Source organism: Laceyella sediminis, from assembly GCF_003003125.1.
In the GTDB taxonomy this organism is placed as follows: Bacteria; Bacillota; Bacilli; order Thermoactinomycetales; family Thermoactinomycetaceae; genus Laceyella; species Laceyella tengchongensis.
Genome location: NZ_PVTZ01000003.1, coordinates 253,103 through 265,190, shown reverse-complemented (window position 1 = coordinate 265,190; position 12,088 = coordinate 253,103). Strand labels below are relative to the sequence as shown.

General features: G+C 49.8%; 12 protein-coding genes, 3 tRNA genes and 1 other annotated feature. Of the genes, 12 read left to right on the top strand and 3 right to left on the bottom strand.

Annotation, left to right across the window (positions count from 1 at the left end; genetic code table 11):
• Window positions 1–112: 112 nt before the first annotated feature.
• Together CLV36_RS05925 and CLV36_RS05920 are read right to left on the bottom strand one after the other, a co-directional pair.
• Entirely contained in the window at window positions 113–583 is a 471-nt protein-coding gene (locus CLV36_RS05925) for a GyrI-like domain-containing protein (protein ID WP_102991882.1), read from the bottom strand.
• 127 nt (window positions 584–710) lie between these two features.
• Window positions 711–2,312 (bottom strand): peptide ABC transporter substrate-binding protein, encoded by a 1,602-nt coding sequence (locus CLV36_RS05920; RefSeq protein ID WP_181352844.1) that lies wholly within the window; start codon window positions 2,310–2,312, stop codon window positions 711–713.
• Between the two features lie 298 nt (window positions 2,313–2,610).
• Here CLV36_RS05920 and nrdR point away from each other — a divergent pair, with 298 nt between their 5' ends.
• The 12 genes from nrdR (at window position 2,611) to rplT (ending at window position 11,253) form a co-directional block, all read left to right on the top strand.
• The gene (gene nrdR, locus CLV36_RS05915; protein WP_022735855.1) at window positions 2,611–3,108 is read left to right on the top strand and encodes a transcriptional regulator NrdR; all 498 of its coding nucleotides are present in this window, start codon (window positions 2,611–2,613) and stop codon (window positions 3,106–3,108) included.
• A 93-nt stretch (window positions 3,109–3,201) separates the two neighbouring features.
• The gene (locus CLV36_RS05910; protein WP_102991884.1) at window positions 3,202–4,659 is read left to right on the top strand and encodes a replication initiation and membrane attachment family protein; all 1,458 of its coding nucleotides are present in this window, start codon (window positions 3,202–3,204) and stop codon (window positions 4,657–4,659) included.
• A gap of 119 nt (window positions 4,660–4,778) precedes the next feature.
• A tRNA-Phe gene (locus CLV36_RS05905) sits at window positions 4,779–4,854 on the top strand.
• A 3-nt stretch (window positions 4,855–4,857) separates the two neighbouring features.
• Window positions 4,858–4,932: transfer RNA gene (locus CLV36_RS05900), tRNA-Gly, on the top strand.
• Between the two features lie 9 nt (window positions 4,933–4,941).
• Window positions 4,942–5,030: transfer RNA gene (locus tag CLV36_RS05895), tRNA-Leu, on the top strand.
• A gap of 160 nt (window positions 5,031–5,190) precedes the next feature.
• Window positions 5,191–6,303, top strand: a complete 1,113-nt coding sequence (gene mqnC, locus CLV36_RS05890) for a cyclic dehypoxanthinyl futalosine synthase (RefSeq protein WP_102991885.1) — start codon at window positions 5,191–5,193, stop codon at window positions 6,301–6,303.
• A 255-nt stretch (window positions 6,304–6,558) separates the two neighbouring features.
• The gene (locus CLV36_RS05885) at window positions 6,559–8,031 is read left to right on the top strand and encodes a flavin monoamine oxidase family protein (RefSeq protein ID WP_223248050.1); all 1,473 of its coding nucleotides are present in this window, start codon (window positions 6,559–6,561) and stop codon (window positions 8,029–8,031) included.
• Between the two features lie 123 nt (window positions 8,032–8,154).
• Window positions 8,155–8,793, top strand: a complete 639-nt coding sequence (locus tag CLV36_RS05880) for a metal-dependent hydrolase (RefSeq protein WP_102991886.1) — start codon at window positions 8,155–8,157, stop codon at window positions 8,791–8,793.
• 105 nt (window positions 8,794–8,898) lie between these two features.
• Window positions 8,899–9,792, top strand: coding sequence for a putative sporulation protein YtxC (ytxC, locus tag CLV36_RS05875; protein ID WP_102991887.1), 894 nt, complete (start codon window positions 8,899–8,901; stop codon window positions 9,790–9,792).
• Between the two features lie 164 nt (window positions 9,793–9,956).
• Window positions 9,957–10,097, top strand: a sequence feature (ribosomal protein L20 leader region).
• An 83-nt stretch (window positions 10,098–10,180) separates the two neighbouring features.
• A complete protein-coding gene (gene infC, locus CLV36_RS05870; RefSeq protein ID WP_425436562.1) occupies window positions 10,181–10,639 on the top strand; it encodes a translation initiation factor IF-3 in 459 nt (152 codons plus the stop codon).
• Window positions 10,640–10,658: 19 nt separating this feature from the next.
• Window positions 10,659–10,856 (top strand): 50S ribosomal protein L35, encoded by a 198-nt coding sequence (gene rpmI, locus CLV36_RS05865; protein WP_022735863.1) that lies wholly within the window; start codon window positions 10,659–10,661, stop codon window positions 10,854–10,856.
• Window positions 10,857–10,899: 43 nt separating this feature from the next.
• On the top strand, window positions 10,900–11,253 hold the full coding sequence (rplT, locus tag CLV36_RS05860; RefSeq protein WP_022735864.1) for a 50S ribosomal protein L20: 354 nt from the start codon (window positions 10,900–10,902) through the stop codon (window positions 11,251–11,253).
• A 137-nt stretch (window positions 11,254–11,390) separates the two neighbouring features.
• Here the strand turns inward: rplT and CLV36_RS05855 are convergent, their stop codons facing one another.
• Entirely contained in the window at window positions 11,391–11,813 is a 423-nt protein-coding gene (locus CLV36_RS05855; RefSeq protein WP_181352843.1) for a MarR family winged helix-turn-helix transcriptional regulator, read from the bottom strand.
• Window positions 11,814–12,088 lie beyond the last annotated feature (275 nt).

Genomic DNA, 12,088 nt, shown 5'->3' with positions numbered 1-12,088 from the left:
AGAAGGGTTTTTGCGTGCCAAATGCCTAATGCAAATGGTATATCGCCTTAAACGCGCCGCCGGCATTCCTGGATGTAAAAAGGAATGCCGGCGGCGCGTACGCCATGTGCGTCTACCGTTTGATGGGGATGTAGATGTCATACATGTTGTCTGGCGCATCAGGATCGTGGGTGACTGGTGTGTAGCGGTGATCGTACATCTCTAAGCCCAATGTGCTGTGATCTTTGCGGTACCCCATCTTTTCAATCCATTTCCACGCGCGCTGATAGGTGGCGGGGACGTTCCTTATCGAACCGCGATGGGTGAAAACTGCGTAACGTTGGGAGGGAACGGTGAATGACAACATCCCTTCAGGCACATTTTCGGCCAACTTCACTTCAACGGCGACATAACAAGTAAAATCTGTCACCCGGTCATGGCAGGGGCAGACAAAAGAACCGGGGCGAACCTGATGCGGGATTTCGTGAATTCGTTTAACTAACTGCTCCCACACTTTGGGGATTTCCCTGGACATGGTGTACGGTCCCGTCCAACCGAATCCGACGATCTGAAAAGATTCTTTGGTAATGATCCTTCCTTGCATGAGCGCCCCCCTTGGTATATGAGGAAAGAATATATGTTCTCAGGATTATTGTAAATCATATTCAGAATACGAACAAGATTCCTGCGATATTCCCATATCAGCGCGAAATTGGACGTCAACCTAAGGCTTATGGCTCTTCGATATACGCCCATTTGAATGAGTACGACGGGCCGAACGGATGGCGAACATGCCCCTTCACTCTTTGTTTGATGAGGGTGGTGTCATTCACATAATAGAGCGGGATGGCGGCATGGTCTTCCACAATCAGAAATTTTTCCGCTTGGGCCAGGTACTTTACTTGCTTTTGAACTTGAGGTGAATTGGCGGCGCGTTTTAGTGTTTCATCATAGGGTTTGTCTTTGTACCCTCCGGTGTTGGCGGGATGGCCGCTGGTGAATGTTTCCAACAGAGTGTAAGCATCGGGATAAGTGGCCACCCAATCGGACAAGGTGAGGTCAAACTCTCCCCTTTTCTCCAATCGATACTTTTCAGCCCGTGACGTCGTGTTCAGCAACAGGTTTAGACCCAGCACCTGTTTCAGTTGCTTTTTCAGTTCAACTGCCAGTTGCATGCGGTCATCCTCATAGCTGAGCATGACCAGGGCCGAAGGCGGTTGGCTGATCCGCAGTTCTTGCATGCCTTCTTGCAATAGGGCGCGGGCTTTGCCTAAGTTGGCCTTATCTGGTGGCAAAGGGGCCTCTTCACGAAATGCGGAACGGAAGCCTTTCATAGACGGTGGAATCAGTCCGCCTGCGGGTTGCGCTTGGCTTTTCAGTACAGAGACCAACTGTTCTCGGTCGATCGCCAGGCTGATCGCTTGTCGAATCTTTTTGTTTTGGAAAAACTTGTTTTTGCTGTTGAACCGAATATATTGGGTTGTCCATAGTTGGATGGAATGGAATTCGGGCGTATTGGCGTAAGCTTGGGCGAATTCACGAGCGATTCGGGTGATATCAATTTTGTCGGCATTGTATAAATTAATCGTTTGCGTGGGGTGGTTGGACACATAGAAGATGATATAATCCAGCTTCACCTGTTCCTGATCCCAATACCGTTCGTTTTTTTTCAGGACGATGGTGCCGTCGGCCGACACATCAAGAATGACAAACGGGCCGTTGAGCTTGAGGTTGAGTAAGGTGCTTCTGTTTGCGTTTGGCGGCTGGGTAAATTCGCGTTGCGGCAAAAAGGGAGTGAGAGCCAGCAATGTCAAGAAGTTGCGCGTGGGTTGGGACAATCGGACTTGAAGCGTTTCTTCGTCGACCACGGTGATGCCCACTTTATCGGCGCTCACTTCCCCTTGATGGTAACTCTGCGCGTTGACAATCGGATAAAACAGGTAAGCGTTGGGTGAATCGGTTTTCGGGTGCAAGGTACGTTTCCATGCTCGCGCGAAATCGTACGCCGTAACGGGTGCCCCATCTTGCCACAAGGCGTTTCTAAGCTGAAATGTATATACCGTTTGGTCGGCGCTGACGCTCACTTTTTCTGCCATAGCTGGGATGGGCCGGTTGTTTTGGTCCAGCCGCATCAAGCCTTCGGCCACTTGATTCAGGATCAGCGTCTCGTTGGTGTCCACGGCGAGCGAAGCGTCCAATCGCCAGATTTCATGGGGAATCGTCAGCCGCAGGGTTTGTTCATTGGTTAAGATGTCGTTCGCGGTGGTGGTCGATTGGCATGCGGCCAAACTAAACAATGAGAGGAGAAGTAAACAATTGCGCAACATAGACATGGGATTCCCTCCTTCACTTGCATGGAACCAGAGCATATGAGTTATTATAGCGTGCGGGTTTGAAGGCCAAATGGTAGAGAATGCGCGTTTTCATTAAGCCTTGGTTAATTTATGGTTGAGGAAAAACAGAGAATATGTGACGAGTGGATAACGAAGGGGATAGGATTTTTCTGTTGACAAAATAGCATTGATTTGCTGACGTTTATCTTTAAAATGATAATATAGTCGATATTTGTGATTTTTAGGTATCGCATTCCTTCCGTTGCTAAGGCAGGTAGGATAAAGGAGGAACGGATTCTTGAGATGTCCATTTTGCAATCACAATGGCAGCCGGGTGCTGGATTCGCGTCCGGTGCACGAGGGACGTGCTATTCGCCGCCGCCGGGAGTGCGAAAAGTGTGAGCAACGCTTCACCACGTTTGAAATGGTGGAGGAGCAACCGTTGATTGTTGTCAAAAAAGAAGGAAGCCGTGAAGAATTCAGCCGAGAGAAGTTGCTTAGGGGCTTGATTCGCGCCTGTGAAAAGCGTCCAGTGCCCCTGGAACGCCTGGAATCGCTCGTAGTTGAAATCGAGCGGGCTCTGCGGCAGGCAGGAGTGACGGAAGTGCCTTCCAAGGAGATCGGGGAAATGGTGATGGAGCGGCTGATGGAAATTGATGAAGTGGCCTATGTCCGGTTTGCATCGGTCTATAGGCAGTTCAAAGACATAAATGTATTTGTGAATGAACTGGAAGAGTTGTTAAACCGTTCAAGAAATGCGTTGGCAGAAGAGAAAAAGCGGGGCGGTGCCGTATAATTCATTGCCAAATAAGGTTTGGCTTCAAGCGTTGGTTGTATGTTACAATGATACAACCTGACTGAGGCAACATTGGTTCGAGGAGGCCGGTTGATGGCGATATTCTGGAAAGATATCGGCTGGCGCTGCCGCTCGGGACGCCCTGTACACAGTGCTGATCTTATGAGTCTCATCCATTTGTATCAACCGATGATCGGCGCATCGGCCATGTCGTTATACATGACCTTGGCGTATCAGCTTCCCCTGACCCGCGCGGGGGTATCAGAGATTCACAGTCACGCCTATCTGTTAAAGCTATGTTCGTTTAATACAGAGCAACTCTTAAAAGCGCGTCATCTGTTGGAAGGGGTGGGGTTGCTCAATGTATATGAAAGAAAAGATTCCCAACACGGCTCATTCTATGAGTATGAGTTGATCGCGCCGCTTTCTCCGGTGAAATTTTTCCAAAGCGACATATTGAGCATGACGCTGTATCATTTCTTGGGAAAAGAAGGCTACCTTGCGGTGCGGGAGTTGTTGATTGATAAAGAATCGGTTGCCAAACAGCCGGATGGCGGCCAGGTAAAAGATATCACCAAGTCGTTTCAAGAAGTGTTTGAAAGCCTTTCTCCCGCAGATTTGGCTAGGGAAGCGGAACAAAACCGCGACACCGTCTGGTCGGGCGTGGAGGGCGATGAGAGCTTGGCGGAGGGAAAAGAACCGCAACTGCGGGAAGACATTGATTTTGCGATGTTGAAAATGCGACTTTCTTCCATTGTTGAGGATGATTGTTGGACAAACGAATTGATGCGGGATTTGATGCAAATTCGCTTTTTGTACCAATTGGACGATTGGGCCTTGTTAAAAGCGTTGCAGAATCCCTATGTGACCAGGCATGGGCGTATTGATGTAGATCGGTTGCGTGCTTACATCAAGAGCGAATACCGCTTGCGATTTGGGGGAGCACCGATTGTATCGCATCGAGCCGCCCCCAAAGAAGTGGAAGCAGCCACTCCGGCGACTGTGCCAACTGCCAGTTCGGAGCCGCTGTCTGAAGAAGAAAAGCATTTTCAGCAATTGGCGCAGATCTCCCCGTTGGAGTTATTGGCCTTTTACCAAGGCGGCTCCCGTATTCCCGACAGTGATGTGGAATTAGTGGAGACATTGGTCAGGGAATACGGTTTACCGCCCGAAGTGATTAATGTGCTGTTAGAATACGTTCTCCTGAAATATGATTACCGCCTGCCGCGCAATCTTGTTGAGAAGATCGCCGGCCATTGGAAGAGACGGGGAATCAAAACGATTCAAGAGGCGTTGGAGCAAGCCCGGAAAGAAACGTGGGAGACAAACAAGAAAAAAGAAGCCCCGCGCAAATCCAAGTCTAAAGCCAACAAGAGAGAAGAAAAACTGCCGCAAGCGCTGCAATCGCAATGGGACGCCAACCAGGAGGATGAAACGGCCCTTCCCGCCTCGGAAGAGCTTGCCGACAAACAGGCGGCGATTCAAGCCAAGTTGCGCCTGATGAACGAACGGTTGCAAGCCAACAAGACGGGCAAGGAGCATTTGCCATAAACACGTGTTTTGGCCGGGGGTTTGATAAAAATCAAAAAAACATTAAAAAAGTATTGCTTTTGCATAAACCCCCGTGCTATAATTTTCTTTGTCAGCAAATGATTCTCTTATTCTTAAATGGTTCGGTAGCTCAGTCGGTAGAGCAGAGGACTGAAAATCCTCGTGTCGGCGGTTCGATTCCGTCCCGAACCACCATTCGCGGAAGTGGCTCAGGGGTAGAGCATCGCCTTGCCAAGGCGAGGGTCGCGGGTTCGAATCCCGTCTTCCGCTCCAATCTAATATGCTGGGGTGGCGGAATAGGCAGACGCACAGGACTTAAAATCCTGCGGTGGGTGACCACCGTGTCGGTTCGAGTCCGACCCTCAGCACCAAATGCGTGCCCCCGGATGCACACGGATTAATGCCGTTGTGAATTCGGGGGCTTTTATTGTTGATGGAGCAGATTGTGAGCACGGGCAGACAAGGTTTTCTGTTTGTGATAACATAGCATATTGAATCGAGTTTCGACCGAATGGTTGGAGGGTGGATAGCATGCCAAACATTGATGCGATCTTGAAGCGGGCTCTGGACGGAGAACGTCTCGGGCTTGAGGATGGGATCGCTTTATGGGAAAGCAATGAGATTGAGAAGCTGGGCCAAGTGGCCAATCAGCTGATGTTAAGAAGACATCCCGAACCGATTACCACCTTCGTAGTCGGACGCAATATTAACTACACCAACGTGTGTGACACTTATTGCCGTTTTTGCGCTTTTTACCGTGCGCCGGGCTCCAAAGAAGGCTATGTATTGCCGAATGAGATGATTTTCCAAAAAATACAAGAGACGATCGACGTTGGCGGCACCGAAATTCTGATGCAAGGTGGAACCAACCCAGATTTGCCGCTGTCCTACTACACGGATTTGCTTCGCGAAATCAAAAAACGGTTTCCAACGATTCATATGCACTCCTTTTCTCCAGCGGAAGTGATGAAGATGAAAGAAGTCTCCGGCTTGTCGTTGGAAGAGGTTGTGCGGGAATTGAAGGAAGCCGGGTTGGACTCTATTCCCGGAGGCGGAGCAGAAATTCTGGATGATGAAATCAGACGGAAGATCAGCCGCTTAAAAGGCTCTTGGCGGGATTGGATGGATGTGATGCAGACGGCTCAACGCCTCGGCATGACGACGACCGCTACCATGGTGATCGGCTTTGGCGAGACATTGGAGCACCGCGTCAAGCATTTGTTGCGCATCCGGGAGGCGCAGGATCAAACCAACGGATTCTTGGCGTTCATCGTCTGGACGTTCCAACCGGACAACACCAATTTGAAGCGCGAAAAGCTGGGGGCGGAAGAATACCTCAAAGCGGTCGCTGTCAGCCGCATCATGTTGGATAACATCCCCAACTTGCAGTCTTCCTGGGTGACGATGGGACCAGAAGTGGGCAAGTTGTCCCTGCAATACGGATGCAATGATTTTGGTAGCACGATGATTGAAGAGAATGTCGTTTCGGCGGCGGGAACCACGCACAAGGTGAACAACAACCTCATCTTGCGGCTGATTCGGGAAGCCGGCAAAATTCCGGCGCAACGCAACACCCATTATCGCATTTTGCGCGTGTTTAAGGATGACGAACAATTCGAGCATGACTTTGTGATGCAGAACTAAGGCGTGTCTGGTGAATCACGCGTAGCGAGGTGCTCATCGGGAAAAGATGTTTTCATCAGACATACACTAAAACAGCATGGATGCTTTAAGAAAACTCCGCAACGGTTGCGGGGTTTTTTTGTTTTCAATAATGGTTTGTCCGTGTGAATTGCTCAGATGTGGCAGATGCCGCGACCGCCTTTTCTTTGGATGAATAATTTAGTTTGGAAAAATTTAGAGGGCTGTCGTTTGGCAGAACCGCAAAGGGGAAACGACATGAGTGTGTTACAAATGACTGATATGAGCACGGGGCGAATGTTGTCCATCATTCGTGACGGGTTGCGGAAAACGCGGCAACCCAAAAAAGTGATCGTTGTCGGGGCTGGTATGGCCGGGTTGGTCGCCGCCTCGCTGTTGAAACAGGCGGGACATCAAGTGAAAATCATTGAGGCCAGCTCTCGGGTAGGAGGGCGCGTATACACGCTCCGCAGTCCATTTGCCCAAGGGGAATACTTGGAAGCGGGGGCGATGCGCATCCCCAATGTCCATCAGTTGACACTGGCTTACATCAAGAAGTTTGGTTTGCCGATCAATCCGTTTATCAATGCGACCCCCAATGACCTGATTTACACCAACGGGGTGCGGACAACGGCCAAGGAGGCTGATCGCAATCCTGATATCCTGCGGTTTCCCGTAGCGGCTATAGAAAGGGGCAAGTCCGCGGACGAATTGTTCCTGGCTGCTTCGCGGAAAATTCTCGACTTCGTCAAGCGCAATCCGAAGCGCAACTGGCCCATCGTCGTGCGCCGGTTCGACCACTATTCACTAGACACGTTTTTAAGACATAATCCGGTAGGCCCAAGACTCTCTCATCAGGCGATCGACATGATTCAGATCATGCAAGATACCGAAGGCATTTCGCAACTTTCGTACATTCAGACCCTGCAAGCATTTCAGCTTCTTTATCAACCGAACATCCGGTTTTATGAAATCACCGGTGGCAACGACAAGCTACCCAAAGCGTTCTTGCCTCAGTTGCGGCGGGACATCCTGTTTAACCACAAGATGACGAAGATCTCCCAACGCAATGGAACGGTCACCATCCATTCAGTGCATACGAAAACGAAACAGCCTGCCAAGACGATGGGGGATGTGGCGATTATTACTGTCCCTTATTCGCTTTTGCAATTGGTGGAAGTGGAACCCAAGCACCTTTTCTCCTACGGCAAGCGCAAAGCGATTCGCGAATTGCATTACGCACCAGCCACCAAGATCGGAATCCAGTTTAAACGCCGTTTCTGGGAGCAGGAGGGACATTTAGGTGGCAAGATTGTGACTGATTTGCCGGTGCGCTATGCATTTTATCCCAGCCATGGCTTGGGCAAGCGGGGACCAGGCACGGTGCTGGCTAGTTATACATGGGAGGATGACGCTTTGCCCTGGAATGCGTTGAAACAGGAAGACCGAGTGCGACAAGCGTTGGAAGATTGGGCGAAGCTGCATGGGAAAAAGGTGTTTCGCGCGTTTGACACCGGAACGTCGTGGAGTTGGTCCCAGTATCAATATAGTGGCGGCGCGTTTGTGCTGTACCGGCCTGGGCAGCAGAATGAGCTGGGTTCTCACTTGGCCAAGCCGGAGGGGAGAATCTTTTTTGCAGGCGAGCATGTATCCTCCACACCGACTTGGATTCAGGGGGCGATCGAGTCAGCGATTCGTACAGCGGTGGAAGTGCATCAATTTAAAGGATAAGACAATAAAATATCTCTATTTCATAGATTTGGTTTCTCAATTTTGATATTTTTAATATGAAACCAAATAGTAACGTTTACCAACTGTTTGCCCCTTGATAAAGAGAGAGGGAGGGAAGAATCGGTGGAAGGAAAAACACATGCGGCGATTGGCATGGCCACCGGTGTGGGTTTGGCGTGCGGCATGGGTGAATCCGCTGATGTGGCGGTGTTGGGCTTGACAGTAGTGTCAGCGGTGATCGGATCGCTTTTGCCGGACATAGATGAGGATGGGAGCATGATCAACAATTTTTTGTTCCCTTCGCTTAAACGAACATACCGTTCGTTTGCGCTGGCTGCCTTGGGTGCTGTGATGGTGCTGTTTTATTTCCTCAAGGGTTTGCCCGCATGGGTGCTTTGGTTGGGGCTGTATGCCGCGGCGGTCGCTTATGTCCCCCACCGCACCGTCACGCATTCGCTGTTGGCTTGCGCGTATGTGGGCTGGGTCGTCTATACGATCGCGCCCACATATACATGGGCGGTGGTATTGGGATATTTGTCCCATTTAATTGCCGACACCATGACCAGCGCCGGGGTTCCTTACTTGTGGCCGTACAAGAAGCGGTTCAATCTCAAAGGGTTTGGCGTGAAAGTAAAAACAGGAGGGGCGGGTGACCGTCTCATCGGCACGGTAGCCATCATTGTGGCGGCCTTGGGCTTTGTGTATTTGGTGGGACAGGTCTTGTATGATGAGGCGCTGACGGCGGGGTGGATCTCCCCCTAAGGTAGACTGGGCAGGACAAGGTCTTTCTTTGGTCAATTGAAGTATACACTTCCTTTATCTCCCATATACTATTATCAATTTAAGGGAGGAGGAAGGAGGAGCCAGGTGGCTTATGTGATCTCGCTAGATCATCATGATCGTGCGAAAATCATTTGTCTGAGCGCCCATTTGAAGGAATGTGTCGCCCTTTTCCAAGAAAATGTGCTGGGTTGCCATATAGATGAATCCATATGGGGAACGCGGTATAGGTGCACCATCGGACTGGAACGCCGCAGCCGGTTTCAGGAGAGGGAATTTCGCAAACGGCTGGGGCGAGCGGTGGCCGAATTCATTTGCGAACACATGGAACCGGAAATGATCCGGCAAATCATTCAACACGAACACGGCTTGCGACAACAGGAAGAAGTGAAGCAAATTGAGGGCCGAGTGAGGCGCTTGCTTGAAACGAGCGCCTGGGAATGCGCAAAGGTGGTGTATGCCAACCGCCGGGACAAAATCGCCCGTCAAGTCAGCTCTTTTTTGAAAGGGTCGGCGGAATTGGCGATTGATGGATTCGCTCGGTTCCGGATGAAAACATATCGCTATGTGCTGGCAACATGCGTGCAAGAAGCGTTACACGACTATTTGTTGGATCAAGAATACAAGGAATTCATCCACTTGTTGCGTTCGTTTGTGGAGGTGCAACCGCCCAAGCTGGATTTCGTCCACCTGATCCATGAAGGGAGGGGCGCATTCCGGCTGATGCAAGCGGATGGTACGCCGTTGGCATGGAAAGAGGGAAACGAAGCGTTGAACGAGATGTTTGAATTTTCCCTTTCGCGTGAGGATATGATTGTCAGCACCCTGTTGTCGATCGTTCCACAAGAAATGTGCCTGCATACGCAGAATCCTCAAGAAAATGTGATCCGCACCCTGATTCAGATTTTTGAGGGGCGCCTGCACCTTTGCGAAGGATGTCATCTTTGCGGACGCACGGTGCATTGTCAGGAAGATGCGTGATTCCGGCGTGTGACGCAGAACTGATCAGATTGGTATACATAGTGGGTGATTTTTTTCCAATTGACGCCGGTGCTGTTTTTCGGTAAGCTAATACTCGTTGATTCTAGGAAGCAACAAGCCGTATCCTTGACATATGACTTGTCAGTGTGCTAACATAATGATATTGTTCAAAGCAGAGGCGCCCGCTTCTCACCTGGTCGACGCGAACGCAGTTGGCAGGTTAATGGTTCGGAAGACACATTTCCTATGTTTGCGCAGGGAAATTGAATGTGGGCGTTATCTGACGCCCACATTTTTTATTTGCCTAAATTTTTTTTGGAGGTGGCAGGTTATCAGCAAGGATCAACAACACCAAGTCAACGAGGCGATTCGCGCTCGTGAGGTTCGCTTGATTGGAGTCGACGGCTCGCAATTGGGTATCAAACCGCTCAGAGAGGCGTTGCATTTGGCGCAAGAAGCGAACTTGGATCTGGTGAACATAGCCCCACAAGCAAAACCGCCGGTTTGTCGTATCATGGACTATGGTAAGTTCCGTTACGAGCAAAGCAAGCGGGAGAAAGAAGCTCGCAAGAACCAGAAGATCGTTCAGATCAAAGAAGTGCGCCTGAGTCCGACCATCGAGGAAAACGATGTTAAGACCAAGCTAAACCATGTGCGCAAGTTCTTGCAAGGCGGAAACAAAGTCAAATTGTCGATTCGTTTCCGCGGTCGGGAAATCACCCACCAAGACATTGGTCGCCGCATTTTGGATCGTTTGGCCGACGAAGTGAAAGATATCTCTGATATTGAGCGCCAACCAAAATTGGAAGGCCGCCAAATGATCATGATCTTAACACCGAAACAGTAGTTGCAAGGAGGAGCATCCAATGCCAAAAATGAAAACGAAACGCGCTGCAGCAAAGCGTTTTAAGAAAACGGGTACCGGCAAAGTAAAACGCAATCACGCGTTCAAAAGCCATTTGCTTGGAGGTAAAACGGCGAAACGCAAACGTCATCTGCGCAAAGACGCTGTTATGCACTCCGGCGATGTGAAACGCATTAAACAACTGATCACATACATGTAATGTTCGCTTAGATAGGAAAGGTTTACTTCAGGAGGGATTTACAGTGGCAAGAGTAAAAGGTGGTACCGTAACTCGCGCTCGTCGCAAAAAGGTACTGAAACTGGCTAGAGGATATTTTGGTTCCAAACACAGACTGTTCAAAACGGCGAAACAACAAGTGATGAAATCCTTGATGTACGCTTACCGCGATCGTCGCCAACGCAAACGTGACTTCCGCAAACTGTGGATCACTCGGATCAACGCTGCGGCACGCCTGAACGGTTTGTCCTACAGCAAATTCATGCACGGCTTGAAAGTGGCTGGTGTCGACATCAACCGCAAAATGCTGGCTGAATTGGCTGTAACCGATGCGAAAGCATTTGCTGATCTGGCTAACATCGCAAAAAACGCGAAGTAATCATACAGCAATCATAATGCAAAACCCCCCGGATCATGATGAACCGGGGGGGTTTGTCTTTTGTATCGGAAACGGAGCCGATGAGGATTAAACCGATCATCAAAGGCGGTTTTTCACCCATGACGGCAACCGCGAACTTAGCTCCAGTCAATTTTGTTTAGCAGGGTGAGTAGGGTTTCGATTTCATCGGTAGCCAAGTGTTCAAACTTTTCTCTGTAGTATTCCGTTTTCCGCCGTGCCAATTTTTCAATCACGTCTTGCCCCTGTTTGCTGATGTGAAGCTCCACGACGCGCTTGTCTAGCTGCGAACGCTTGCGGTAAGCCAGGTTTTTCTTCTCCAGATGGTCGGCGACGTGAGTGATGTGACTGACGGAGCAATCAAATTCTTGCGCCAGAGCCGTCACGATTTGCGGACTTTTGTCTTGCAGACTTTTGAGCACATTGAATTCGGCGCCGTTGATTTGTTCTTCCCAGATATCCGCCATATCTTTGCGCATTTGGCGGAACATGTGGCGGAAAGATTGTTCCAACTCTAAAATCATTTCTAAGCGATCTGGCATGTCGGATCTCCTTAATGCTTGTTTCATAAAATCGAGTAATTGCGCTGTGCTGTATTATAACGTTCTGATGATGTTTGGGCAAATGGAAATTTTGTAAACGTCAGTGCGGCTGTGCAAAATTTCTGTGCTCATAGTAGCAAAAGCTAATGAATGCGCATAACCACGATAGAGATTGCGGTCGCCGGGATGCATAGCCACGACTAAAGAAAGAACCAGCCGGCTGGACTGGTTGTGATCGTCAAGTTGGATTTAGGTTATTTTTTGCAATCGCAGTC